Annotated in this window: 23 protein-coding genes and 2 tRNA genes; 18 read left to right on the top strand and 7 right to left on the bottom strand. The window is 65.9% G+C overall.

Annotated features, from left to right (window positions below):
• Positions 1-3: 3 nt before the first annotated feature.
• Together nadC and FW784_RS00270 are read right to left on the bottom strand one after the other, a co-directional pair.
• On the bottom strand, positions 4-855 hold the full coding sequence (gene nadC, locus FW784_RS00265; protein ID WP_149351365.1) for a carboxylating nicotinate-nucleotide diphosphorylase: 852 nt from the start codon (positions 853-855) through the stop codon (positions 4-6).
• Complete coding sequence (locus FW784_RS00270) at positions 852-1,118, bottom strand: Trm112 family protein (RefSeq protein WP_149351366.1); 267 nt, start codon at positions 1,116-1,118, stop codon at positions 852-854. Before FW784_RS00270 ends, nadC begins: the two co-directional genes overlap by 4 nt.
• 55 nt (positions 1,119-1,173) lie before the next feature.
• Here FW784_RS00270 and purE point away from each other — a divergent pair, with 55 nt between their 5' ends.
• A complete protein-coding gene (gene purE, locus FW784_RS00275; RefSeq protein ID WP_149351367.1) occupies positions 1,174-1,686 on the top strand; it encodes a 5-(carboxyamino)imidazole ribonucleotide mutase in 513 nt (170 codons plus the stop codon).
• Positions 1,683-2,828 (top strand): 5-(carboxyamino)imidazole ribonucleotide synthase, encoded by a 1,146-nt coding sequence (locus FW784_RS00280; RefSeq protein ID WP_149351368.1) that lies wholly within the window; start codon positions 1,683-1,685, stop codon positions 2,826-2,828. Before purE ends, FW784_RS00280 begins: the two co-directional genes overlap by 4 nt.
• A gap of 7 nt (positions 2,829-2,835) precedes the next feature.
• Here FW784_RS00280 and FW784_RS00285 read toward each other — a convergent pair whose 3' ends face one another.
• The gene (locus tag FW784_RS00285; RefSeq protein WP_187770607.1) at positions 2,836-3,342 is read right to left on the bottom strand and encodes a CcdC protein domain-containing protein; all 507 of its coding nucleotides are present in this window, start codon (positions 3,340-3,342) and stop codon (positions 2,836-2,838) included.
• Positions 3,343-3,448: 106 nt separating this feature from the next.
• On the bottom strand, positions 3,449-4,027 hold the full coding sequence (locus tag FW784_RS00290; RefSeq protein ID WP_149351370.1) for a superoxide dismutase: 579 nt from the start codon (positions 4,025-4,027) through the stop codon (positions 3,449-3,451).
• Positions 4,028-4,127: 100 nt separating this feature from the next.
• Here FW784_RS00290 and grxD point away from each other — a divergent pair, with 100 nt between their 5' ends.
• The 5 genes from grxD to ppnN all read left to right on the top strand — a co-directional run bounded on the left by grxD (position 4,128) and on the right by ppnN (position 10,784).
• Positions 4,128-4,448: a Grx4 family monothiol glutaredoxin gene (grxD, locus tag FW784_RS00295; RefSeq protein ID WP_149351371.1), complete on the top strand. Its 321-nt coding sequence runs from the start codon at positions 4,128-4,130 to the stop codon at positions 4,446-4,448.
• Positions 4,445-5,185, top strand: a complete 741-nt coding sequence (locus FW784_RS00300) for an SDR family NAD(P)-dependent oxidoreductase (RefSeq protein ID WP_149351372.1) — start codon at positions 4,445-4,447, stop codon at positions 5,183-5,185. The genes grxD and FW784_RS00300 overlap by 4 nt, the downstream gene beginning before the upstream one ends.
• 10 nt (positions 5,186-5,195) lie before the next feature.
• Entirely contained in the window at positions 5,196-5,780 is a 585-nt protein-coding gene (locus FW784_RS00305; protein ID WP_149351373.1) for a MarC family protein, read from the top strand.
• A gap of 150 nt (positions 5,781-5,930) precedes the next feature.
• Positions 5,931-9,287: a TonB-dependent receptor gene (locus tag FW784_RS00310; RefSeq protein WP_149351374.1), complete on the top strand. Its 3,357-nt coding sequence runs from the start codon at positions 5,931-5,933 to the stop codon at positions 9,285-9,287.
• Positions 9,288-9,401: 114 nt separating this feature from the next.
• Complete coding sequence (ppnN, locus tag FW784_RS00315; protein WP_149351387.1) at positions 9,402-10,784, top strand: nucleotide 5'-monophosphate nucleosidase PpnN; 1,383 nt, start codon at positions 9,402-9,404, stop codon at positions 10,782-10,784.
• Positions 10,785-10,796: 12 nt separating this feature from the next.
• Here ppnN and FW784_RS00320 read toward each other — a convergent pair whose 3' ends face one another.
• On the bottom strand, positions 10,797-11,858 hold the full coding sequence (locus FW784_RS00320) for a sensor histidine kinase (RefSeq protein ID WP_149351375.1): 1,062 nt from the start codon (positions 11,856-11,858) through the stop codon (positions 10,797-10,799).
• Between the two features lie 185 nt (positions 11,859-12,043).
• On the opposite strand from FW784_RS00320, the gene FW784_RS00325 reads away from it, so the two are divergent.
• Genes FW784_RS00325 through FW784_RS00350 form a run of 6 tightly spaced genes read left to right on the top strand, consistent with a single transcriptional unit; the run spans position 12,044 to position 18,582 of the window.
• Positions 12,044-12,601, top strand: a complete 558-nt coding sequence (locus FW784_RS00325) for a GspH/FimT family pseudopilin (protein WP_205123536.1) — start codon at positions 12,044-12,046, stop codon at positions 12,599-12,601.
• Positions 12,598-13,047, top strand: a complete 450-nt coding sequence (gene pilV / locus FW784_RS00330) for a type IV pilus modification protein PilV (RefSeq protein ID WP_149351376.1) — start codon at positions 12,598-12,600, stop codon at positions 13,045-13,047. The genes FW784_RS00325 and pilV overlap by 4 nt, the downstream gene beginning before the upstream one ends.
• Before the next feature lie 2 nt (positions 13,048-13,049).
• Complete coding sequence (locus FW784_RS14705) at positions 13,050-14,090, top strand: prepilin-type N-terminal cleavage/methylation domain-containing protein (protein WP_235893516.1); 1,041 nt, start codon at positions 13,050-13,052, stop codon at positions 14,088-14,090.
• Positions 14,091-14,107: 17 nt separating this feature from the next.
• Positions 14,108-14,644, top strand: coding sequence for a pilus assembly PilX family protein (locus FW784_RS14710; protein ID WP_235893517.1), 537 nt, complete (start codon positions 14,108-14,110; stop codon positions 14,642-14,644).
• A gap of 10 nt (positions 14,645-14,654) precedes the next feature.
• The gene (locus FW784_RS00345) at positions 14,655-18,167 is read left to right on the top strand and encodes a pilus assembly protein (RefSeq protein WP_149351378.1); all 3,513 of its coding nucleotides are present in this window, start codon (positions 14,655-14,657) and stop codon (positions 18,165-18,167) included.
• Between the two features lie 25 nt (positions 18,168-18,192).
• Positions 18,193-18,582 (top strand): type IV pilin protein, encoded by a 390-nt coding sequence (locus FW784_RS00350; protein ID WP_149351379.1) that lies wholly within the window; start codon positions 18,193-18,195, stop codon positions 18,580-18,582.
• A gap of 48 nt (positions 18,583-18,630) precedes the next feature.
• Here the strand turns inward: FW784_RS00350 and FW784_RS00355 are convergent.
• Both FW784_RS00355 and FW784_RS00360 read right to left on the bottom strand, forming a co-directional pair.
• Positions 18,631-18,707 (bottom strand) — tRNA-Asn (locus FW784_RS00355).
• A 34-nt stretch (positions 18,708-18,741) separates the two neighbouring features.
• Positions 18,742-19,371 carry a GspH/FimT family pseudopilin gene (locus FW784_RS00360; RefSeq protein ID WP_149351380.1) on the bottom strand — a complete coding sequence of 210 codons (630 nt, stop codon included), beginning with the start codon at positions 19,369-19,371 and terminating at the stop codon, positions 18,742-18,744.
• 43 nt (positions 19,372-19,414) lie between these two features.
• Between FW784_RS00360 and uvrB the strand changes: the two genes are divergently transcribed.
• The 5 genes from uvrB (at position 19,415) to FW784_RS00385 (ending at position 23,795) form a co-directional block, all read left to right on the top strand.
• Entirely contained in the window at positions 19,415-21,442 is a 2,028-nt protein-coding gene (gene uvrB, locus FW784_RS00365; RefSeq protein ID WP_235893518.1) for an excinuclease ABC subunit UvrB, read from the top strand.
• Between the two features lie 67 nt (positions 21,443-21,509).
• Positions 21,510-21,584: transfer RNA gene (locus FW784_RS00370), tRNA-Val, on the top strand.
• 307 nt (positions 21,585-21,891) lie between these two features.
• Positions 21,892-22,218 carry a cupredoxin domain-containing protein gene (locus tag FW784_RS00375; RefSeq protein ID WP_149351382.1) on the top strand — a complete coding sequence of 109 codons (327 nt, stop codon included), beginning with the start codon at positions 21,892-21,894 and terminating at the stop codon, positions 22,216-22,218.
• A gap of 24 nt (positions 22,219-22,242) precedes the next feature.
• Positions 22,243-23,073 carry an FTR1 family iron permease gene (locus FW784_RS00380; protein ID WP_149351383.1) on the top strand — a complete coding sequence of 277 codons (831 nt, stop codon included), beginning with the start codon at positions 22,243-22,245 and terminating at the stop codon, positions 23,071-23,073.
• Entirely contained in the window at positions 23,028-23,795 is a 768-nt protein-coding gene (locus tag FW784_RS00385) for a hypothetical protein (RefSeq protein WP_149351384.1), read from the top strand. Before FW784_RS00380 ends, FW784_RS00385 begins: the two co-directional genes overlap by 46 nt.
• Positions 23,796-24,175: the final 380 nt, after the last annotated feature.

The following is a 24,175-nucleotide window of genomic DNA, read 5'->3' on the forward strand; positions in this document are numbered from 1 at the left end:
TGCTCAGCCCGGCTTGCGGCCGAGCTTGAGCGACAGGTCGATCGCGCGCACGTGCTTGGTCAGCGCGCCGATCGAGATGCAGTCCACGCCGTCTTCGGCGATCGCGCGCAGCCCGGACAGGTCCACGCCGCCTGACACCTCGAGCGGAATGCGGCCGGCTGCAATCGCCACCGCTTCGCGACGCATGCCCGTATCGAAATCATCGATGAGGATGCGGTCGCAGCCGGTGGCGAGCGCTTCGCGCAGCTGCTCGATCGTTTCGACTTCCACGATCACCGGTAGCGCCGGGTAGCGCTCGCGGGCGTTGCGCACCGCGCCGCCGATCGACCCGGCCGCGCGGATGTGGTTTTCCTTGAGCATCACGGCGTCGTAGAGGCCCATGCGGTGGTTGCTGCCGCCGCCGACGCGTACCGCGTACTTCTGTGCCGCGCGAAGACCCGGGATCGTCTTGCGCGTGTCGAGGATGCGGGCGCCGGTGCCCGCCACGGCCTCCACGTGGGCGGCAGTCACCGTTGCCGTGGCCGACAGGGTCTGCATGAAGTTCAGCGACGTGCGCTCGGCGGTGACCAGCGCGCGCGCGCGGCCGGACAACGTCGCGAGCAGCGTACCCGCGCGTACGCGATCGCCTTCGGCGACGTGCCAGGCGATCGCGACATCCGGGTCGAGCGAGCGGTGGCAGGCGTCGAACCAGGGGCGACCGCAGACCACGGCGACCTCCTTGCACAGCAGGTAGGCGGTGTCGGGTACGTCGGGAAGCAGCTCGGCCGTGGCGTCACCGCTGCCGATGTCCTCCGCGAGCGCCTGCCGGACGTCGGCTTCGACGTTGTCAGTGTCGGAGGCGTAGAACACGCTCATGTCGCGCCGACGCCCGCAGCTGTGAGGTCGATTGCCTCGTTCGCCAGCAGCACGGGGATGCCGTCGTCGACGCGGTAGGCGAGGCGGCCGTCGGCGGTGACCAGCGCGGCATCGACCGGTGCCGACTGCGGCGACCCGTCGCTACGCTTCACGCCACCGGCGGCGATGGCGGCATTGAGCCCATCGAGCGCGCGCGGGTCGATCGGCCGCAGCGGTTGGCGGGTGGTGGGGCAGGCCAGCAGGTCGAGCAGCTTGCGGTCCATGGCGGGCATTCGCGGGCGGGCCGTTTAGAATACGTCTTTGCCCGGGAAGTCACGCATGGCCGCCGCCCTTACGACCGCTCCGCCGCCCGTCGTGGGCATCGTGATGGGCAGCCGCTCCGACTGGGAAACGATGCAGCACGCGTCTGCAAAGCTCGAAGCGCTGGGCGTGCCGCACGAGGTCCGCGTGGTGTCCGCGCATCGGACGCCGGATGTGCTGTTCGATTACGCCGCGACGGCGCGCGGGCGCGGCCTGCGGGTCATCATCGCCGGCGCGGGCGGCGCCGCGCATCTTCCGGGAATGCTTGCGGCCAAGACGTCCGTGCCCGTGCTTGGTGTGCCGGTGCAGAGCAAGGCGCTCAATGGCCTCGATTCGCTGCTGTCGATCGTGCAGATGCCGGCAGGCATTCCCGTCGCAACCTTCGCGATCGGGCAGGCTGGTGCGGCCAACGCAGCGTTGTTCGCAGCCGCAATGCTGGCCGACACGATGCCGGAAGTCGGCGCCAGCCTCGACGCCTTCCGCGAGCAGCAGACGGCCGCCGTGATGCAGAACGACGACCCGCGCAAATGACGACGGTAGGCATCCTCGGCGGCGGCCAGCTCGCTCGCATGCTCGCGCTCGCGGGCGCGCCGCTCGGCCTGCGTTTCCTGGTAATGGACAACGTGGCCGACGCGTGCGCCGGTCAGTTCGCGCCGATGGTAGTGGGCGATTATCGCGACGAAGCGGCGCTTGCGGAATTCGCGTCGCGCGTCGACGTGGCCACCTTCGATTTCGAGAACGTGCCTGCCGAGTCGGCGCGTTGGCTGGCTTCGCGTATCGACGTATTCCCGAATCCGCACGCGCTGGCGATCGCGCAGGATCGGCTAGCCGAGAAGACGCGCTTCCGTGAGCTCGACATCCCGGTGCCGGCATTCGCCGCCGTCGACACGCTCGACGGACTGCGCGCGGCCGTCGAATCGATCGGTACGCCCTGCATCCTTAAGACGCGCCGGCTGGGCTACGACGGCAAGGGCCAGTTCCGCATCCGTCAGGCCAGCGATGTCGACGACGCATGGGCCGCGCTCGGCGCGCAGGCGTCGAAGGTGGGGCTGATCCTAGAGGCGTTCGTGAATTTCGAGCGCGAGCTGTCAGTGGTGGCGGTGCGCGGCCGCGACGGGCAGTTCCGCGCCTGGCCGCTCACCGAGAACTGGCATGTGGACGGCGTCTTGTCGGCGAGCCTCGCGCCCGCGTCGGTGCAGCCGCGGATGCGGGACGAGGCGGTGGACTACGCGCGCCGGCTCGCGGAATCGCTGGATTACGTCGGCGTGTTCGCGCTCGAGTTGTTCTGTCGAGGCGACAACCTTCTCGCGAACGAACTCGCGCCGCGCGTGCACAACTCCGGACACTGGACGATCGAGGGCAGCGAGACTTCGCAGTTCGAGAATCATCTGCGTGCCGTGCTGGGCCTGCCGCTCGGCGACACGCGGATGGTGGGGCGCGCCTGCATGCTGAACTGGGTGGGTGAACTACCTGATGCGCGGGCGGTTCTCCACGAATCCGGCGGGCACTGGCACGACTACGGCAAGGCGCCGCGCGCCGGTCGCAAGGTCGGGCACGCGACCGTGCGCGCGGACGATGATGGCGCGCTGGCCGAGACACTCGTGCGTGTCGGCGCCGCACTGAATCGGTCCGCTCAGGTCGAGCCGGTGGTCGCGAGGCTGACCTCGCGCTGAAACCCGCTCAGGCGCGGGGCGCGGCGACCGCTGGGGCGAACGAGCGCATCAGCCGCATCAGCCCGATGCCCTGCATCAGGTAGAACGCGACGACCGCCGCAGCGACAGCGAACGTGAGCGGGCTCGATGCCTGTGGCGTCATGTAGCCGCCGGTGGCAACGCGCCATGCGATGCGAGCCACCAGCAGCGCGGTGAGCGCGCCACCGATCCACGGGTTCGGCGTGTAGCCCGGTTGGCCGTCGACCGCGTCGACGCTCAGCAGTCGAAGCGCGAGCACGCCCAGCCCCGCACCCACGGCCCCACCGACGGCGATGCCCCAGTAATGCGCCGGGTTGATGGCCGCCATGGCGGCCAGCGCGGCCAGCGCCACGCTCATCACCGCGACGCGGACAGTGGTGCGCGACTGCCGCCACGGCTGCCATCCGAAGTGGCTGCGAATGCGCCGGTACAGCGCGAAGCAAACGACGGCGACGATGACGTACGGCATCAACTCGGGCGTGGTGCTGGCAGTCATCGTGCGTGCTTCCCCCTGGAAGTTCGAGCGTAGCGCAGCTCGCGGGTCGCGGAAACGAGAACGGCCGGATCGCCCGGCCGTTCGTTGCATCCACCGCCGAAACGGATCACTTCATGTTCGAAGCCACGAAGTCCCAGTTCACGAGGTTCCAGAACGCTTCGACGAACTTCGGCCGCGCGTTGCGATAGTCGATGTAGTAGGCGTGTTCCCACACGTCGCAGGTGAGCAGCGGCGTGTCGTCGGTGGCGACCGGCGTGTTCGCGTTCGACGTGCTTACGAGCGCCAGTGAGCCGTCCGGGCGCTGCACGAGCCAGCCCCAGCCCGATCCGAACGTACCGACGCAGGTCTTCGCGAATTCGTCCTTGAACGTCGCGAAGTCGCCGAATGCGAGGTTGATCGCGTCCGCCAGCTTGCCAGTGGGCTCGGCGCCGCCCTGGGGCTTCATGCAGTTCCAGAAGAACGTGTGGTTCCAGACCTGCGCCACGTTGTTGAACAGCGGCCCTTGGGCGCGACGGATGATGTCCACCAGCGGCATGTCGGCGAACTCGGTGCCCTCGATCATCTTGTTGGCGTTGTCGACGTACGCCTTGTGGTGCTTGCCGTAGTGGTAGTCGAGCGTTTCGGCCGACATGTGCGGCTCGAGCGCTGCGCGATCGTAGGGCAGGGGAGGAAGTTCAAGGGCCATGCGGAAACTCCTGGTGGGGGCGGGAGGCGTACAATTTTCCATTCTATCCCCACGCGCCATGACGGCCAGTTGCAGCGGCCGCATGCACAGGAGGCAGCCCATGAACGTCATGGAGCGCATGCAGACCGAGATCGACCGACATCCCGTTGTGCTCTTCATGAAGGGCACGCCGCAGTTCCCGATGTGCGGGTTTTCCAGCCGCACCGTGCAGGCGCTCAAGGCCGCCGGCGCGAAGGAGCTGCATACCGTCAACGTGCTGGAGGACCCGGAAGTGCGCGCGAACCTGCCGCGCCTGTCCAACTGGCCGACGTTCCCGCAGCTCTTCATCAACGGCGAGCTGATTGGCGGCTGTGACATCACCATGGAGCTGCTCGAATCGGGCGAACTCGCCCGGATCTTCAGCGAGACGCAGGGTCCGTGAGCGACGTTCCGGATCGTGAGCTGGACGGGCGCGTCGTTCTGGTAACCGGCGCGCACGGGGGCTTCGGAAGTGCCGTTGCGCAGGCGTGTGCGCGCGCGGGTGCAACGGTGGTGCTGTTGGGCCACCGGCCCCCGCGACTCAATCGCGTGTACGACCGGCTCGTGGCCGAGGGTGCGCAGGCCGCGTTGTATCCGCTCGACCTCGAGGGCGCTTCGCCCGACGACTACGCGCAGCTCGCCGAGCGGCTTGGCACCGAATTCGGGCGGCTGGACGGGCTTGTCCACTGTGCGGCGGAGTTTCGCGGCCTGACGCCGGTGGTGCATGCCGACCCTGCCGATTTCGCCCGTTCGCTGCATGTCGGGCTGACGGCGCCGTGGTGGCTGACGCAGGCGCTGCTGCCGGTCCTCTCGCAGTCGGCCGACGCCTCCGTGGTATTCACGCTGGACTCGCCCGAGCGCGTCGGTGCCGCCTACTGGGGTGGGTACGGCGTCTCGCACTTCGGGCTGCAGGGCGTCGTCAGGATCCTGGATGCCGAACTCGCCAACGGGCCGGTTCGCGTCAGCGGGCTGATGCCGGGCCCGATGCGCACGACGTTGCGCGCACGTGCCTGGGTGGAGGAGACGGACCGCCAGGCCGTCGACCCGTCGACGTATGCGCCGGCGGCGGTGGAACTTCTCTCGTCCGCTGGCCGCGCGCGCCGCGGCACGGTGTGGGCGCCGGCGCCGGTCGCGCCCTGATCATCGCGCCATGACCATCGCCTCGGCTGCGCTGCTGCTGTTCCTGATCCTCGACCCGCTCGGGAACATTCCGGTGTTCCTGAGCCTGCTGCGTGTCCTGCCGCCGGCCCGCCAGCGCATCGTCCTCGCGCGCGAACTGCTTATCGCGCTGGGCGTGCTGTCGGCATTCCTGTGGGGCGGCAAGTACGGCCTGGAGCTGATGCACCTGCGGCAGGAGTCGGTGTCGATCGCCGGCGGTATCGTTCTGTTCCTGATCGGCATCCGGATGATCTTCCCGCCACCGGAAGGCCTGATGGGCGAGATCCCGGATGGCGAGCCCTTCATCGTGCCGATGGCGATCCCGCTGATCGCCGGGCCGTCGGGCATGGCCGCCGTGATGCTGATGGGCAGCAACGAGCCCGGCCGCCTCGGCGACTGGAGCATCGCGCTGCTGATCGCCTGGGCGGCGACGTCCGTGATCCTGTTCTCGGCCACGGTCCTCTACCGGTTTCTCGGCGTGCGAGTCCTGACCGCGCTGGAGCGGCTGATGGGCATGCTGCTGGTCGCGATCTCGGTCCAGATGTTCCTGGACGGGCTGTCGGCCTACCTGCGCTGAAGGCTTAAGCCGGCGCCGCCCGCGTTTCAGATTGAGCGTCACGGCACTGTCATGGCCGCGACCTAGCATGTTAATCTCATGTTAACCACGATCGGGGCGGGGAGCCCCGGGCGTGCCATTCCCGTCCGACGTGTCCATCGAGGCCTCCGTATGACCCATACCAGCCGACTCCGGCTGTCCAAGCTGACGCTTGGCCTGTTTGCCGCCCTTGCTGCTTCCACCGCGTTCGCGCAGAGCACCTCCGCCGGCCTGAATGGCGTCGTGACCGATGCAGGCGGCCGTCCGGTCGCGGGCGCCGACGTCACGATCGTGCACGTCGAGTCGGGCACGGTCAGCCATGCGACCACCGACGCGAACGGTCGCTACAACGCGCGCGGCCTTCGCGTCGGCGGCCCGTACACGATCACGATCAACCAGGCGGGCGCCGGCACGGGCCGTCAGGAAGGCGTGTATCTCGGGCTGGACCAGGTCGCCGACGTGGACCTGCACCTCGCCCAGACCGACGTGCAGCTCGGCTCCGTCGTGGTGAAGGGCAAGGCGACGTCGCAGTACTTCGGCGCCGACATGAAGGGCCTGAGCACCAATCTGTCGCGTCGTGACCTCGACCGCATGCCGGCCCCGGACCGTTCGATCCAGAACGTCGTGCGCGCCGATCCCCGCATCGTCATCACCGACCGCGACCGTGGCGCGTTCTCGGCCGCCGGCCAGAACTTCCGCTACAACAGCATCACCGTCGACACCATCCAGGCGGGCGACCCGTTCGGCCTGAACGACAACGGCCTGCCGACCAAGGGCACGCCGATCTCGCAGGACGCGATCGAGAGCTACAACATCTCGACCGCCAACTTCGATGTCGCCACCCGCCGCGGCGTCGGCGCGTGGGTCAATGCCGTCACCAAGAGCGGCACGAACGACTTCCACGGCTCCGTCTACTACGTCTACCAGAACGCCGACAAGATGATCGGCGAGAACCAGTCCGGCGCGAAGTGGACCGGTTTCACCAAGGACACGACGATCGGCGCCACCCTCGGCGGCCCGATCGTGAAGGACAAGCTGTTCTTCTTCGCGAGCTATGAAGAAGGCAAGAAGTCCGGCCCGGGCGCCCCGTATGGCCCGTCGGACTCCAACGCGACGCTCAAGGTTCCGGGTGTAACGCAGGCGCAGCTCGACGCGATCATCGCCGCCGCGAAGGCGAAGGGGCTGACCCCGGGCGACCTGACCGCGTCCAACATCGACACCGACAGCAAGCGCGGCCTCGTCAAGTTCGACTGGAACATCAACGAGCAGCACCGCGCCAGCCTGCGTCTGAGCGAGACGAAGGAAATCGAGCCGATCGTCACCAACGCGACCACGTCCGGCGCCAACCCGCGCCTGCCGCTGTCGAGCAACTGGTACGTCCTCGACAAGAAGAACACCAGCTACGCGCTGAGCCTGTACGACGACTGGACCAGCAACTTCTCCACCGAAGCGTCCATCGGCTACAACGAGTTCACGCAGAACCGCGCCCCGCTGGTGGGCGGACCGCAGCCGGAAATCACGATCCGTACGGGCGTGAACCCGGTGACGGGCGTGCCGCTCGACGGCACGGGCCCGGGCGTGACGTTCGGTACCGAGTTCTCGACGCAGGCCAACCGCCTCGCGGTGAAGACCTGGAACGGCTATTTCGCAGGCACCTGGTACGCCGGTGACCACGTCCTCAAGGGCGGCTTCGACTACCAGCGCGACGACTTCTACAACCTGTTCCTGCAGAACTATTACGGGTCGTACGAGTTCAACTCGCTCGCGGACTTCAACTCCGGCAACTACCGCCGCTATCGCGTCGCCCTGCCGGCGCCGGGCTATGCGCTCGGCAACGTCGCCGCCGAGTTCCGCATGACGCAGTACGGCCTGTTCCTGCAGGACACGTGGCAGGTCAACGATCGCCTGTCGGTCCAGTACGGCGTTCGTTACGACCTGCCGTACGTGGACCCGGCGCCGACGCTGAATCCGTGCTTCGCGGCCGCACCCGGCGCCCAAGGCGCCCAGGGTTCGCCCGCGGTCTGCTACCTGCGCTCCAACACGGCCCCGGGCAACACGGCGTCGGCGACGGGTGGTTACGGGTACCCGAACACCGGCACGATCGACGGCAACGGCGTAGTGCAGCCGCGCGCTTCGTTCAACTTCAGCATCGACGAGAACACGCAGCTGCGTGGCGGCGCCGGGCTGTTCGTGTCGAACACGCCGGCGGTGTGGGTCGCGAACCCGTACTCCAATAACGGTGTGGCGGTTGCGAGCTACGACGTGAACCATTCGGGCCCGCGCGTCACCGGGGATCCGGTATTCAGCATCGACCCGTTCAACCAGGGCGTACCGGGCGGCACGCGGACGCTTCCGGGGCAGGGCACGTCGCAGATGAACGTCAGCGTCGTCGATCCTGACTTCCAGATGCCGTCGGTGGCCAAGTACACGATCGGCATCGACCACACGTTCCCGCTGTTCGGTGGCACGGTCGCGTCGGCCGAGCTGCAGCACATCGACGTGGTCAAGGGCATCAAGTACGACAACCTCAACCTCGGCGCGCCCACCGGCACGCTGCCCGACGGCCGCCTCAGCTACGCGAAGACGCCGAACGCTGCGCCGGGTGGTGCCAACACGAACCGCTGGAACGCGAATCCGTCGTTCGGCCAGCAGGTCATCCTGCTGACCAATACGGACAAGGGCCAGTCGGACAGCCTGACGCTGTCGCTGCGGCGGCCGTTCTCGAACAACTGGGCTGCGTCGCTGGCGTACACGTTCACCCGCGCCACGGACGTCAATCCGGGTGCGTCGAGCGTGGCGAACAGCAGCTTCCAGAACCGCTCGTGGATCAACCCGAACGACGACGAACTTGGCACCTCGAACTACCAGATCCCGAACCGCGTCCTCGCGCAGGTGACCTGGCAGCACAAGTTCTTCGGCAGCTACGCGACCAGCATGTCCGCGCTGTATGACGGTCACAACGGTGCGCCGTACAGCTGGATCTTCGGCAACGACGTCAACGGCGATTCGTACTTCCGCGACCTGGCCTACATCCCGGCCGGCCCGCAGGACGTGCAGTTCGCCACCGGCACGACGGAAGCGGCGAAGCAGTCGTTCTTCGACTACATCGCGTCGAACCCGGAACTGGCGCGCTACCGCGGCAAGATCTTCGATCGCAACGAAGACCGCGCCCCGTGGGTGAACCAGCTCGACCTGACGTTCTCGCAGGAAATCCCGGGCTTCATGAAGGGCCACAAGGGCGAAGTGCGCCTCGACATCTTCAACGTGCTGAACATGTTGAACAAGGATTGGGGCGTCGAGTACCGCGCGTCGTTCCCGCTCGAGCGCGTGCTGGCCGACGAGGCTGGTGTGCAGAACGGCAAGTACGTCTACGACATCTCGCGCTACCTCGTGAACGGCGTGTACTCGCCGCAGGCCCTGCGCCCGAACGAGAGCCAGACGCCGTCGCAGCGTTGGTCCGCACTGCTGACGCTTCGCTACAAGTTCTGATCGCAACACGCAGTCGAAACACGGAGGCGGCCGGGGAAACCCGGCCGTTTTCCTTTGGTGACGCGGCTGAGATAGAGTCGCCCGATTAAGAAGACAGATCACATGAACGCAGCAATGGACTTCGCCACCAGCATTCCCCTTCCGACCGTCGACGCGCGGATCTATCCGCGCAACGGGCTGGACATACTCTCGCGCGCCGAAGTCGCGCGACTTCGCGACGCGTCAACCGGCGGCATGCACGAGCTGCTGCGGCGTTGCGCGCTCGCCGTGCTGACCAGTGGCAGCACCAGCGACGACCCGCGCGCGGCGCGCGATCTCTACCCGACATTCGATATCCAGGTGCAGCAACAGGATCGCGGCGTGCGCATCGACCTGCTCAACGCGCCCGCGATGGCGTTCGTCGACGGCGAGCTCATCCACGGCGTCGCCGAGCTTCTCGCCGCGGTCGTGCGAGACCTGGCCTACACGGCGATCGAGCTGGGAGAGAACTGCGGCCGGGACCTCGAAAGCAGCGAAGGCATCACCGACGCCGTCTTCAGCCTGCTGCGCAATGCGCGCGTGCTGCAGCCCGGCGATCCGAACCTTGTCGTGTGCTGGGGCGGCCACTCGATCAACCGCGACGAATACCTCTACACGAAGCAGGTCGGTTACGAGCTCGGCCTGCGCGGCATCGATATCTGCACCGGCTGCGGCCCGGGCGCGATGAAGGGGCCGATGAAGGGCGCGACCATCGCGCACGCCAAGCAGCGTCGGCGCCGCATGCGCTACATCGGCATCACCGAGCCCGGGATCATCGCGGCGGAATCGCCGAACCCGATCGTCAACCACCTGGTGATCATGCCGGACATCGAGAAGCGCCTCGAGGCGTTCGTCCGCATGGGCCACGGCATCATCGTGTTCCCCGGCGGCGTCGGCACGGCGGAGGAAATCCTCTACCTGCTCGGCATCCTGCTGCGCGAAGAAAACCGCGACCTGCCGTTTCCGCTCATCCTTACCGGCCCGACGGCGTCTGCGCCGTACTTCGAGCAGATCGACCGGTTCCTGCGGCTCACGCTGGGCGAAGCTGCGACGTCACGCTACGAGATCGTCGTGGGTGAACCGCGCGAGGTCGCGGCGCGCATGTCCAAGGGGCTCAAGCGCGTGCGCGAGCAGCGCATCGGTCACCGCGATTCGTTCTTCTTCAACTGGTCGATCGACATTCCGCTGCCGTTCCAGCGCCCGTTCGTACCCACGCATGAGGCGATGGCGGCGCTCGACCTGCACCACGGCCGGAAGCCGCATGAGCTCGCGGCGGATCTTCGACGCGCGTTCTCGGGCATCGTGGCGGGCAACGTGAAGGAAGACGGCATCCGTCGTGTCGAGGAGTTCGGCCCGTTCGAGATCCACGGCGACGAGGACATCATGCAGGCCCTCGACGCGTTGCTGCGCGGCTTCGTGCAGCAGCACCGCATGAAGATCGCAGGTGACTATCGGCCGTGTTACCGGGTTGTGACCTGACAGCAAGGCGCGTCAGGGGCGCGGAGCAGTACTCAGTTTCGGCAGCCGGACGGTGGCGACGAAGTGTTCGCCCTCCGTCCGCGTCTCGACGCTGCCAACGCCGCCCGTAAGCGCTTCGATTCGTGCCTGTGATGCCGACAGGCCTACCCCGTGGCTGTGGGGGCGGGGTGCGTCACCCAGTACCAGTGCATTGCGAACGCGAACCAGCACGTGCCGCGCTGTTTCACTCAGCGTGATCTCGACACGGCCACCCCGCTCGATCCGTTCCACACCGTGGCGGATTGCGTTCTCGACCAGTGGCTGGATCGACAGTGCCGGCACGCGCACGCGCGGGATCTCGGCCGGCAACTCCCACTCGACGCGTAGCCTTTCGCCGAACCGCATCGCTTCGATGTCGAGGTATCGCCGGACGAGGTCGAGTTCCTCCTCGAGCGGGATGTCGCGCGGCCCGGCCAGCGCGGCCCGGAATAGATCGGCCAGGTCCAGCAGGAGCTGCTCGGCGCGCTCGGGATTGCGGTGCACCAGAGCCGCGCCCGTATTCAGCGTATTAAAAAGGAAATGCGGACGAATCCTTGCCTGCAGTGATTCGAGGTCGGCCTGCTTCGCGCGCACGGCGGCCTTGCGGGCGGCCCAGTGGTTCTGGAACGCCGCCAAGCCCAGTAACCCGACCACCGTCGCGAGTGCCCCGATACGCAGGATCAACCCGCCCCACGACAAGCCGGGCTCGTCGATCCAGCTGGGTCCGAGGATGGCGCGCGCGGCGATAGAAACCAACAACGCATTTGCCACGAGTAGTGCCAGGGCGAGGCGCGCGATCACCTGCGGCGACCGGAGACGCAGCCGCTCTCGCGCTACGTAGAGCATGCCGAGCGACAACAGCGTTATCCACTGGATCAGCAACGAAGCCAACGCGAAATAGGTCCAGTACGAGTGGCGACCTCCCGGCGCCAGCGTAAGCACCAGTGCTAGGCACTCGCCCGCGAGGACCACCCAGGCAAGTGCGCGTGACTGCCACAGCGCGTCGAGTGGGCGGTGGGTCGGGAGTCCGGAGTGCTGTAGTGGTCGGGGTCGCATTTCCGCCATCATGCCGGGCGGCCGAGCTGTCCGAAACGGTTGTTGGCGATTCGCCGAGTCGGCGCGCGTCACACTATTCCGAATCCGGGAGCCATTCGGGCACCCCGGCGGACCGCCCGTCACGCATTGCTTCACCGCGGCGGGCCGGCGTCGTACAGTCCGAGCCATAGGTAATGGGGGAAGCCATGTTCCGCAGGAACCGCGGGTTCAGCCTGCTCGAATTGATCGTGACGATGGCCGTCATCGCGATCATCGTCGGCATCGCCGTGCCCAGCTTCAACAGCATGATCGCCCGCTCACGGATAAGCGCCGGCGCGAACCAGCTCGTCGCCGGGATCCAGACGGCCAGGCTCCTAGCGCTGCGCTCCAACGCGCGCGTGGATTTGTGCCCGAGCACCGATGGCTCCACGTGCTCGGGAAGCGATTGGCGCCACTTCGCCATCATCATGCGAAAGGGCGGCACGCCCACGCCTCAGCGAGACGTCCAGATTAACGGCACCGGCATCGTCGCCGTCGGGAGCCCGTTAGTCTCCGCTTCCAACAAGATCTGGTTCCTCGCCGATGGTTTCGCGCGCACCGGCACCTCCACGGCGCCGGGAAAGGGCACGGTCAGTATCTGCACCACGCGACTCTCCAGCGAGAACGCCCGGGACGTGCAAATCAACGCGAGCCGCGTGAGTGTCGAGCGGCCCACACGCGCAGGCTGCGGTTCGCCTGGCGAACCTTTGGATACCACGCTATGAATCGCGTCCATTCCTCGAAGCAATCCGGTATAGGCCTGATCGAGGTCCTCATCGCTGTCCTGATCCTCGGCATCGGCATGCTCGGCATTGCGGCGCTGCAGACGATGACGCTCCGGAACGTCGGCAGTTCCGCCGAACGCACGCAGGCGGTTATGCAGACCTACGCGATGCTCGACACGCTGCGTGCCCAGCGGGCCGCAGCGGTCGCAGGTTCCTTCAATACGGGCGGCGATTTCCAGTGCTCCAGCGCGACCGCGTTCGGCACGCCGGGGACACTGGACGGTTGGCTGGCCGATATTCGACAGACCGTCGCGCCGTCGGCATGTGGCCAGGTTTCCTGCAGCGCGGCCGGCACCTGCACGATCGACGTCCGCTGGAGCGAGGCGCGTGCCACCGGCGGGAGCCCCACGAATCCAACGCGTGTAACGACGGTGAGCAGGCTATGAGCATGGAAACGATGGCGGGGGCCCGGCGCCAACAGCACGGTTTTACGCTCATCGAGTTGATGATTGCCCTCGTGTTGGGGCTGGTGGTTGTTGCGGCCGCAGGCGGTGTCTTCCTGTCGAACAAGAAGATCTACGGCGCCGCTGCCACCACGGGTCGCCTGCAGGAAAACCAGCGCGCCGCATTCGAATTGTTGGCTCGCGACATCCGCGAGGCCGCGGGCTCGCCCTGTTCCGGCAGCCCGCCGGTAAACATGCTTCAGAGTCGCGCTGCAACGTTCTGGTCGCAGTTCCCCAATGGGCTGACGGGCACGAACGGCACCGGCACGAACCCTGATTCGGTCGATCTGTACATGGCCAACGATGGCGAAGTGCAGATCACGAGCCATGACAACCCTTCGGCCGTCCTTGACGTGAGCGACAACTCGGGCGTGGCTGTCGGCGACATCCTGATGGCCTGCAATGCGGACGTTTCGATCGTCTTCCAGGTGACCATGCTGCCGTCGGGAACGATTCAGCACAACGGCGGCGGTAGCTCGGGCAATTGCGGACAGGAGTTCCAGCATCGGAACCCGGACCTAAGCAAGTGCGCCGGCGCCTCTCAGGATTTCGGCTACTGCTTCGTCATTCCGCCCGGCCATCATCCGGGTCCGGGCTGCACGCGCATCGGCCAAGGGCCGGCTTCGGTGGTGCGCTTGTCGGTGGTGCGATGGGAAATCAAGGACAACGGGCGTGGCGGCAAGTCGCTGTACCGCTCGATCTATTTGCCGACGCCAACCGGGCTATCACTGACGGCGAGCAGTTCGGCGGAAATCGCGGAAGGCGTTACGGACATGCAGCTCAAGTACCAATCGGACAGCTCGGCGGCTTTCCAGGACGCGCCAGTCGCCGACTGGAAGCATGTGGTCGCGGTGCAGGCGATGCTGCGCGCCCAGGCGGTGGAGGGGGCGGTCCAAGGCGAGGACATCAAGGGGACCGATCACCAGGCATTGACGAGGGTCATGACCAGCACGATCGCGCTCCGCAACCGGGCTGCGCTGCTGTGAGCCGGCGACACACCCCGGTGGTTGCCGGACGCAGTGGCGAGAGCGGTGCGGCCCTCGTGGTCGTGCTGTTCCTGCTTCTGATCATCACGCTGCTCGGCTTGGCATCGATGCGCGGCGCCATCCTTCAGGAACGAATGGCTGGCGCGACCTACGGTCGTAGCTTGGCGTTTCAGGCAGCCGAAACGGCGTTACGTACCGCCGAGGCGAGCATCGTTGATACCAGGCCCACGGTTCCCGCAACGGGCTGTCTCAACAGCGTCTGCGTGCAGCCGACGCCGGGCGCAGCTCCGGTGTGGACCACCGCCTCGTTCTGGGGCACGTCGGGCAATTCAACATCGATCAGCACCGGGATCGTCGACACGTTGGCCGCCTACACGATCGAGGACTACGGCCTCGCGCAGTCGCAGGAATGCGCCGATGCATCCGGTACCAAGCCGCTCGACATGTCGGCGCCTCCGTGCGTTGCGGAGATCCACGTCTATCGCATCACGTCTCGTGCCCAGACGACCTCGGGCGCCGAAGTAATGCTGCAGTCGCTCTTCCGGGCGCCCTGAGGATCTTGAAATGACGATTTCCGCCACGCCTCGCATGCGCTCCGGCGCCCTCGCTGCCGCTGTCGCAGCGATCCTCCTGGGCGGTGTGCAATCGTCGCCGGTACAGGCGGCAAGCAGCTTCCCTGACTATCCCCTGCAGTCGGGGGCGGGCACGGTTCCACCCAACATCCTCTTCATGCTCGACAACTCGGGCTCGATGGCGGACTCGTTCATGCCCGTTCCCGGGCTGGCGGCGATGACCGATGTCAGCCTCGCGTCCGCCAAGGCGTTCAATTCGCTCGCCTACGACCCGAGCGTGACCTACAGCCCCTGGGACACGACCGACACCAGCGGAAGCGCGACAACGGTACCCGGCGGCACCACGTATGGCGCGGTGTATCTCGACGACACCCAAGCCACCACGACCGGCAGCATCGGTGGCAACGCACGCAGCGTGTTCTACGTCCTGCGGAATACGAGTGCGCCCGCAACGGCGACGAGTTACGACCGTTACCGCATCGACTCGAGCGGCACGGTCCAGAAAGCCTCTGTCACGTCGGTCAACACCGATGGGACTCTGTCGATAGCTGCGATGGCGCAGGGCGCCTACACCGACTACAGCGTCTCGCTCCCGGGCAACACGGGCTCGTCCGCATCCGTGTACCTGACCCCGGTCGGTACGTGGAGCGGCGACGCCGACATGTACGTCACGTGGAACGGTTCGACGCCGACCACCTCGAATTACCAGTGCGTTTCGGCGGGCGACACCGCCACCGAGAAGTGCGACCTGAACTACTACGGGGCGGTCACGCTGAAGGTGCGTGTCTACGCGTACTCGGCTACGCAGGCGCTCCAGCTCCAGGTCAAGTCGACCCGGTTCGGCACGGAAACCGCGGCGGTGCCGTCGACGCGATCCAACGCGAACGAAGTCACGAACATCGCGACCTGGTATTCATTCCACCGGACGCGAATGAAGGTCGCGAAAGCCGGCGCCAGTCGCGCGTTCATCGGTTTGGGCAGTGGTTTCCGCGTCGGGTACGACACGATCAATGCGGATAACGGCACTCCCAACACGACGATGCGGTATCCGATCCCCGTCGGGACGAACAGTGCCCGGTTCGAGGGCGCGAACAAGGTAGCCTGGTTCACCCGCCTGCAGGCGCAGTCGGCAGGCGGTGGTACGCCGCTTCGCAGCGCGCTGAAGCGAGCGGGCGTGTACTACCAGACCGCCGAGCCGTGGACGGACGGCACGGGCACGGCGGAACAGGCCTGCCGCGCCAGCTACACGCTGCTTTCGACCGACGGTTTCTGGAACTCCGATAGCGGGTTCAGCATCGGCGGTGACATCGATGGCGATGGCGCGGCGGACACGCTGGCCGACGTAGCCAAGTATTTCTGGCAGACCGACCTGCGTACGTCATTGGACAACCTTGTCCCGACGACGACGAAGGACACCGCCAACTGGCAGCACATGGGCCTGTTCGGTGTGTCGATCGGCCAGCAGGGCACGCTGCCGGTAACCAGCACGCCGCCGACGACTTGGCCGAACCCGACCCTGATCGAAGATGCGCGACGCATCGACGACCTGTGGCATGCGTCCGTCAACGCGCGCGGCGCCTTCATCGTCGCCTCCCAGGCGGACGAGTACGCCAAGGCGCTGAAGAGCGCGCTCGACAACATCAAGGAGCAGGTCGCTTCGGGCTCCAACCTGACGGCGAACGGCAATTCGCTGAATAGTGGTTCGCAGATCTTCCAGGCGATGTTCACCTCGCGCCTGTGGTCCGGCGACATCAAGGCCTTCGACATCAGCGCTGGCGGAATCGCGGTGACGCCGGACTGGTCACTCGCCACGCAGGCGAACGACCCGTCGACGAACTTCGCTAGCCGTCCCGTGATGACCTGGTACAACGGCGCCGGGGCGACGTTCGACACCACGCATGTAGCAACCCCGAGCCAGTTCGCTCGCACCGGGACGCCAGCCGTCACGGCCGCGGACAACATCGCGTACATCAAGGGCAACCGTTCCCTTGAAATCCAGAACGGCGGCACGCTGCGCGACCGTCGCTCGCCGGTGGGCGACATCGTCAACTCGTCGCCGTTCTACCAGCGCGAGACGGGGATGATGTTCATCGGCGCCAACGACGGCATGTTGCACGGCGTGGACTCCGACACCGGCAACGTGCTGTTCTCCTACGTGCCGGCCGGCATCGACGTTCCGTCGCTCGCGTCGCTCAGCGACCCGTACTACTACCACCACTTCTTCGTGGACGGGCAGATGGACGTGTCCACGCTGGCGCAGGGTTCGAACAGGAACATCCTGGTGTCCGGCTTGGGCCGCGGCGGCAAGGGCGTGTTCGCGCTCGACGTCACCGGCGTGAAGACCAACGGGTTCCTTGCCAGCAACGTTCTGTGGGACAAGACGGGCGTTGCAGACAATGACATGGGCTATGTCCTGGGCCAGCCGCTGGTCCGCCTGGGCAACAACGGCAGCTCGCTCGCCATCGTCGGAAATGGCGTCGAAAGCACCAACGGCAAAGCGGTGCTCTACATATATGTGCTCAGTTCCACCGGCGCTATTACGTCGACCCTAAAGTTCGACACGCTCATCGCCGGCGGCAACGGCATGTCCGAGCCGCGCGCCGCGGATACAGATGGCAACGGCACGGTCGACACGATCTACGCCGGCGACCTGAAGGGCAATCTGTGGAAGATCGACGTGAGCAATAGCTCGACGTCGCGTTGGGGCTTCGCCTTCGCCTCCAGCAATGGCAACAACGGCACGCCGCTTCCGATGTTCACCGCGCTCGATCCGTCAGGTGTCGCGCAGCCCATCACCGGGGCGGTGGCACTTGCACGCGAGCCGGGCTCAGCGAGGATCTTCGTGAATTTCGGCACCGGCAAGCTGCTGTCGCAGTCCGATGTCGTAACGCAGTCGTCGGTAGAGCAGACGCAGACCCTCTACGGGCTGATCGACGAAGGCAACCGGATTACCTCGTACACGGACCTGCAACAGCGCAGCATCGCCTACGTCGGGGTCGATTCTGCCGGCCGCACCGCCCGTAGTTTCGAGGCCTATTCGGTGCTTCCCTCGGGCAAGCGCGGTTGGTACCTGAATCTCGCGACCAATGCTCAGTCATACGCGCGGGGCGAACGCGTTGTCACCGCGCCGTTGATCCGCGGCCGGGCCACGTGGGTGTCGTCGATCATCCCGAACTTGGCCGAGGGCTGTGCGAACACCGGCAAGGGTTTCCTGAACGTGCTCGACGTATTCACGGGTACCAACCCCGAGACGGGAAGCTTCATCGACGTCAACGGAAACGGTCACGGCGACGACAAGATCTCCGTCTCGGGCACGCAGCCTTCGGACGGAAACGGTTTTGTGTCTTCGATCGACCTCGGCGTGGCCATGCCCGGGCAGCCGGTGCAGATCGGCGACACCGTAGCAGTGGGCGGTTCCAACGCCAGGACCGGTTCCGTGCGCAAGACCGGCAGCGGCGACCGACCGCAGCGGTTGAACTGGCGCGAAATCATCAACCGCCAGTAACAGAACGAACAGGGAAACGAACCACATGAAGCAGCAACGCGGCTTTACGCTTATCGAGCTCATGATCGTGGTGGCGATCATCGCGATCCTGGCGGCGATCGTGATCCCGAGTTACAAGACGCACATGCAACGGACGCGTCGCGCAGCGGCGGCGGCCTGTCTGACCGAGCAAGAGCAGTTCATGGAGAGGTATTACACGACCAACATGAAGTACTCGGGGGCCGCGCTCCTGCCCGCCTCGACGGGCTGTCGCGCCGACGTCGCCGCGTTCTACACAATCAGTTTCGCTTCCGGCTCCCCCGACGACACGTCATTTACCGTGCAAGCCACTCCGATCGGATCCCAGGTAGGCGAATCATGCGGGACGCTCACGGTGAACCAGCTAGGCACGAAAACGCCCAGTAGTTGCTTCTAGCGCCGGAAAAAGAAAAAAGGCCGGACAGAGTCCGGCCTTTTTCATATCTGGCGCCCGAAGTTGGACTCGAACCAACGACCCCCTGATTAACAGTCAAGTGCTCTAACCGGCTGAGCTATTCGGGCGGGGAGCCGCATTTTAGAGCGTCCGGGCCTCAGGTCAAGCGCGCGGGCAATCCGCGCGGTCGCGTTCGACGCGGACTCGGCCCGCATTGTTGACGATGACGCGTGCTCGCGCAGTCGGCCCGGCGCACAGATTGAGCGTCAGGTTGGTGCCCGAGGCCCAGCCGGTGGACTGGAAGCGTATGCGTTCCCGCCCCACCGTCGACCGAAGGCTGAGGCCCCTCGGTACGGCTTCGATGCGGCTGACGATATCGCCGCTGGAAGGCTGCCCGTCCCCGTCACCGTCGAGAAAGACGATCCAGCCACTCGACCAGTCCTGGCCCCCGGAACACCGGGTCCCGTCGCCGGACGGGCACAGTTCGACGACCCGGTTTCGTGAGACGGCCTCGATCCTCGCCAGCGCGAGGGACGACGTGGCGTCGGCCAACGCGGAATTCGCACGCATGCGCGACGTGAGCCCGGAAACGGCCGGAACGCCGATCGCAAGGATGGTCGACGCAACAGCCAGCGTGATCACGAGTTCGACCAGTGTGAAGCCGCGGGTTTGAAGGGCAGGGCGCATCGTTGGTGCCGTCCGTAGAGTGCGTATACGTTCGACGCAACCGGCAACGCGGTCTGTGGGGCCGCGCCGTTCGCAGCCGTCGGAAAAGTCCCATCTAACGTTCATCCCGGCCGACTAAACTTGTCGGATGAATTCAGGCTCCCCTGCCGTGCACGACACCAGCGGCCGCTTCCAACTCGTCTCCCCTTATTCCCCCGCGGGCGACCAGCCGCAGGCGATCGATCGCCTGGCTGCCAGCTTCGAGGCCGGCCTGGCGCACCAGACGCTGCTTGGCGTCACCGGCTCCGGCAAGACCTACACGATCGCGAACGTGGTCGAGAGGATCCAGAAGCCGACGATCGTGATGGCGCCCAACAAGACGCTCGCGGCACAGCTGTACGGCGAGTTCAAGTCGTTCTTCCCGCACAACGCGGTCGAGTATTTCGTCAGCTACTACGACTACTACCAGCCCGAGGCCTACGTCCCGTCGAGCGACACCTTCATCGAGAAGGACAGCTCGGTGAACGAGCACATCGAGCAGATGCGGCTTTCGGCCACCAAGGCGCTGCTGGAGCGGCGCGACGTCATCATTGTCTGCACGGTTTCGGCGATCTACGGCCTCGGCGACCCCGGCGAGTACCACCGGATGGTGCTGCACATGACGCGCGGGGATCGCATCGAGCAGCGCGAGCTGATCCGGAAGCTGACCGAGATGCAGTACTCCCGCAACGACACCGAACTGCGTCGCGGCTCGTATCGCGTGCGCGGCGAAGTGATCGACGTGCACCCGGCCGAAAGCGAAAACGACGCCATCCGCATCGAGCTGTTCGATGGCGAGGTCGAGCAGCTGTCCGCGTTCGATCCGCTCACCGGCGAAGTCTTCCGCAAGCTGCCGCGGTACACGATCTATCCCAAGTCGCACTACGTGACGACGCGCAAGACCGTGCTCGAGGCCGTCGATACGATCAAGGACGAGCTTCGCGAGCGGCTCGAGCAGCTTTACGCGCAGAACAAGCTGGTGGAGGCGCAGCGGCTGCAGCAGCGCACGCAGTTCGACCTGGAGATGCTCGCGGAAGTCGGGTTCTGCAACGGCATCGAGAACTACTCGCGCCACATGACCGGCCAGCTTCCCGGCGAGCCGCCGCCGTGCCTGTTCGACTACGTGCCGGCCGACGCGCTGATGGTGGTCGACGAATCACACGTGACGGTTCCGCAGGTCGGCGCCATGTTCAAGGGCGACCGGTCGCGCAAGGAAACGCTGGTCGAATTCGGCTTTCGCCTGCCGTCGGCGCTCGACAACCGGCCGCTGAAATTCGAGGAGTGGCAGCAGCGGGCGCCGCGCGCGATCTACGTGTCGGCGACGCCGTCAAAGTACGAGCTGGAAAAGTCGGAGGGCGAAATCGTGGAGCTGGTCGTCCGGCCGACCGGATTGATCGACCCGGAGGTCGAAGTGCGCCCCGTGGCGACGCAGGTCGACGATCTCCTCGGCGAGATCAACAAGCGCGTCGCGATGGGCGACCGCGTGCTGGTGACCACGCTGACCAAGCGCATGGCCGAGAACCTCACCGAATACCTGAGCGAGCACGACGTCAAGGTGCGCTACCTGCACTCTGACATCGACACGGTCGAGCGCGTCGAGATCATCCGCGACCTGCGACTCGGCAAGTTCGACGTGGTCGTCGGCATCAACCTGCTGCGCGAAGGCCTGGACATGCCGGAGGTGTCGCTCGTCGCCATTCTGGACGCAGACAAGGAGGGCTTCCTGCGTTCGGCGGGCTCGCTCATCCAGACGATCGGGCGCGCGGCGCGAAACCTGCGCGGCAAGGCGATCCTGTATGCGGACGTGGTGACGAGGTCGATGAAGATCGCAATCGACGAAACGGACCGCCGTCGCGCCAAGCAGGTGGAATACAACACCGAGCACGGCATCACGCCGCAGTCGGTGGTGCGGCCGATCAAGGACATCCTCGAAGGCGCGCGAAGCGAGCCCGAGGACGGCAAGGGCAAGTCCAAAACGACGCGTCGCGTCGCCGAGCCGGAGACGAATTACGCAGCGCTCAGCCCGGCGCAGCTGTCGTCGCGCATCAAGGCGCTGGAGCAACAGATGTACCAGCACGCGCGCGACCTGGAGTTCGAGGCCGCCGCGAACGTACGCGACCAGCTTCGCAAGCTGAAGGAGGCCGGCTTCGCGGCGTGACGCGGCTTGCTGCTGGCCAGCGGGCTGGCTACACTGTGCGCCCCTTGCCGGGTGAGTTTTCGGCAGCGGGCGGTTAGCTCAGCGGTAGAGCACTACCTTGACATGGTAGGGGTCACAGGTTCGAACCCTGTACCGCCCACCAACAACATCAGTAGCTAGACCTTATGTCGACCCTTTCTGGGTAGGTGCTACGGAAGAAGTACGAAAGCGCCCCGTTCGCGGGGCGCTTTTTTTTCGCCCCGACGAGGCGAGCGATGCCCCGCGCTACGAGAGCTATCGGCTCGGCGGTTGAGTTGGTCGCGGAAGCTTTTGGCCGGCACGGTTGTCACGCCTAGGCTGCGTCCCGCCGCCGGACACGTTGCTGACCGTCGCTTAAGACGGGAAGCCCAACGGGTTGCGTATCGCAATGCGAACCATTATCATTAGCATCTCAACTCGGGGAACACTCAATGGCTCGCTTTCTAGTCCTTTGCTTCCTGTCGCTGCTGAGCTTCGGTGTGTTCGCATCCGACGCAGCGGAGGCGACGGTGACCATCAAGGACCACAGGTTCTTCCCTGCTGAGCTCAGAGTGCCGGCCGGCCGCAAGGTAAGGCTGACGGTGATCAACCAGGACGCCACGCCGGAGGAGTTCGAAAGCTACGAGCTGAACCGCGAAAAGGTCGTGGCCGGGAACAGCCGGATCGTTGTATTCGTCGGGCCGCTTGCCCGGGGTAGATACCCGTATTTCGGGGATTTCCACATGACGACGGCCAAGGGCCTGTTGATTGCCGATTGACCCGGGCCTTCAGGGGAACAGCTGATGTTAGCGACTGCGATTCTCGTGTTTCGCGAAGTGCTGGAAGCGGCGCTGATCATCAGCATCGTTTGCGCGGCGACGCGTGGATTGGCCGGCCGCGCGCGCTGGGTATCTGGCGGCGTCGCTCTCGGGGTCGCCGGTGCGATCGTCCTCGCGCTCGCGGCCGACCGGGTCTCGAATGCGGTGGAAGGGATGGGGCAGGAGCTGCTCAATGCCGGGATCCTTACGGCAGCAGTGGTGATGCTGGCATGGCATGCCATCTGGATGGCGCGCCACGGCCGTGAACTTGCCCGGCAAATGACCTCCGTGGGAGCCGCAGTAGCGGGAGGCGCGCGTCCGATCAGGGCGTTGATGTTCGTCGTGGCGTTCGCCGTTTTGCGCGAAGGCTCCGAGGTCGTTTTGTTTCTGCTGGGGATGGGTGCCAGCGGCACCAACGCGGGCGCCATGGCGGCCGGCGGCGTCGTTGGCGTTGCAGCCGGCGTAGCAGTCGGAGTCGCCTTGTACCGGGGCCTGCTTGGGATCCCGATCCGGCACTTTTTCACCGCGACGAACTGGATGGTGTTGCTGCTTGCCGCAGGCCTCTCGTCGCAGGCTGCGCGCTATCTCATCCAGGCCGATTGGCTGCCGGCCCTCGGCGACCGCGTGTGGGACACGTCCCGATTGCTTTCCAACGAATCATTGGCCGGACAGGCGCTGCGCACGCTGATCGGCTACGACGCGCGGCCCGCCGGGTTGCAGCTCCTGTTTTACGCAATGACCGCCCTCCTCATCTTTATCGGAATGAAAACATGGGGTTCCACCTCGCCTGCAATACGTCCCTCCGCACCACGCTGATCGCGCTGGTGCTCGCCACATCCGCGCTCGCGGTGCCGTCGCAGGCGCACGCCGATCCGGCTTCGAAAATCTATCTTCCCCAGGTCGAACACCGCGAGCTCGAACTCGAGCTGCGCGGCGGTTGGGAGAACGTGCGCGGGACAGCCGGGAACGGCGCCCACCAGTACGTGTTCGACGTCGGCTACGGTGTGACGCCGCGCTGGTTCACGGAGTTGGCCGTTTTCTATTCCAAGTCTCCGGGCGCTGGTGGCCAGATCGACGAGGTGAAGTCCGAGAACATTGTCCTGCTGACCGAGCCCGGCGAGCATTGGATGGACGTGGGCGTCATTGCGGAGCTGGTGCACAACCGCGCGGAAGGCATCAACGAAATCGAGTTCGGCCCCCTGTTTCAAAAGGAGTTCCACCGCGAGCAGTTCAACGTCAATTTCGAGTTGGAGCGCGAGCTGGTCTCCGGTGCACGGACCCGGCTCGGGTACGGCCTGCAGTGGAAGCATCGCGGTAATCCGCGCGCTGAATTCGGACTGCAGGGTTTCGGCGAATTGGGTGACGTGGCGAATCTTGGCGACGAGCATGCCTTCAAGGTGGGGCCCGCGTTGTTTGGCGCCGCTCGTCTCGCGTCCGGGCATAAGCTGAAATACGACGGCGCGGTGTTGATCGGCGTTGACGGCGACGCGGCAGATACGACAGTGCGGTTCCAGCTCGAATACGAGTTTCCGATGTGATTGCGGACCGCATGCTTCGGTGCGCCCGCGGATCTACGCGGGCGGCATGAGGCGCGCGCCCGGCGAGACCAACGTCGCTCGCGCACTGTGCAGGTCGAGAACACGACCCGCACTTGCGAGGTTTGGTCCGCCCGGCTTCGCACCTGGACTCGCCCGAAACGACGCGCGGCGCATGACACAGCTGGCGGCCGACACCAACGGCCACTCGCGTGCCCGCACGAGTGCTTGGTAGCCGCGTCGCCAGCGTCGCTTCGACGCTTCACGACGCGATAGCGGCTCCCGGCGCAGGTTCGCCAACGTCCGCCCGGATGCGGGCGAGAGCGACCGGCCGTGTCGAAGGGAGCGCTGACATGAAGTCGTGCGTGCTTGCTGCGAGCCTT

Source organism: Cognatilysobacter lacus (assembly GCF_008274655.1).
Lineage (GTDB): Bacteria > Pseudomonadota > Gammaproteobacteria > Xanthomonadales > Xanthomonadaceae > Cognatilysobacter > Cognatilysobacter lacus.

Excerpts from the sequence above, each read along its gene's own strand:
- nadC (WP_149351365.1), bottom strand. The coding sequence starts at position 855 with ATGAGCGTGTTCTACGCCTCCGACACTGACAACGTCGAAGCCGACGTC.
- FW784_RS00270 (WP_149351366.1), bottom strand. The coding sequence starts at position 1,118 with ATGGACCGCAAGCTGCTCGACCTGCTGGCCTGCCCCACCACCCGCCAA.
- purE (WP_149351367.1), top strand. The coding sequence starts at position 1,174 with ATGGCCGCCGCCCTTACGACCGCTCCGCCGCCCGTCGTGGGCATCGTG.
- FW784_RS00280 (WP_149351368.1), top strand. The coding sequence starts at position 1,683 with ATGACGACGGTAGGCATCCTCGGCGGCGGCCAGCTCGCTCGCATGCTC.
- FW784_RS00285 (WP_187770607.1), bottom strand. The coding sequence starts at position 3,342 with ATGACTGCCAGCACCACGCCCGAGTTGATGCCGTACGTCATCGTCGCC.
- FW784_RS00290 (WP_149351370.1), bottom strand. The coding sequence starts at position 4,027 with ATGGCCCTTGAACTTCCTCCCCTGCCCTACGATCGCGCAGCGCTCGAG.
- grxD (WP_149351371.1), top strand. The coding sequence starts at position 4,128 with ATGAACGTCATGGAGCGCATGCAGACCGAGATCGACCGACATCCCGTT.
- FW784_RS00305 (WP_149351373.1), top strand. The coding sequence starts at position 5,196 with ATGACCATCGCCTCGGCTGCGCTGCTGCTGTTCCTGATCCTCGACCCG.
- FW784_RS00310 (WP_149351374.1), top strand. The coding sequence starts at position 5,931 with ATGACCCATACCAGCCGACTCCGGCTGTCCAAGCTGACGCTTGGCCTG.
- ppnN (WP_149351387.1), top strand. The coding sequence starts at position 9,402 with ATGGACTTCGCCACCAGCATTCCCCTTCCGACCGTCGACGCGCGGATC.
- FW784_RS00320 (WP_149351375.1), bottom strand. The coding sequence starts at position 11,858 with ATGCGACCCCGACCACTACAGCACTCCGGACTCCCGACCCACCGCCCA.
- FW784_RS00325 (WP_205123536.1), top strand. The coding sequence starts at position 12,044 with ATGTTCCGCAGGAACCGCGGGTTCAGCCTGCTCGAATTGATCGTGACG.
- pilV (WP_149351376.1), top strand. The coding sequence starts at position 12,598 with ATGAATCGCGTCCATTCCTCGAAGCAATCCGGTATAGGCCTGATCGAG.
- FW784_RS14705 (WP_235893516.1), top strand. The coding sequence starts at position 13,050 with ATGGAAACGATGGCGGGGGCCCGGCGCCAACAGCACGGTTTTACGCTC.
- FW784_RS00345 (WP_149351378.1), top strand. The coding sequence starts at position 14,655 with ATGACGATTTCCGCCACGCCTCGCATGCGCTCCGGCGCCCTCGCTGCC.
- FW784_RS00350 (WP_149351379.1), top strand. The coding sequence starts at position 18,193 with ATGAAGCAGCAACGCGGCTTTACGCTTATCGAGCTCATGATCGTGGTG.
- FW784_RS00360 (WP_149351380.1), bottom strand. The coding sequence starts at position 19,371 with ATGAACGTTAGATGGGACTTTTCCGACGGCTGCGAACGGCGCGGCCCC.
- FW784_RS00375 (WP_149351382.1), top strand. The coding sequence starts at position 21,892 with ATGGCTCGCTTTCTAGTCCTTTGCTTCCTGTCGCTGCTGAGCTTCGGT.
- FW784_RS00380 (WP_149351383.1), top strand. The coding sequence starts at position 22,243 with ATGTTAGCGACTGCGATTCTCGTGTTTCGCGAAGTGCTGGAAGCGGCG.
- FW784_RS00385 (WP_149351384.1), top strand. The coding sequence starts at position 23,028 with ATGGGGTTCCACCTCGCCTGCAATACGTCCCTCCGCACCACGCTGATC.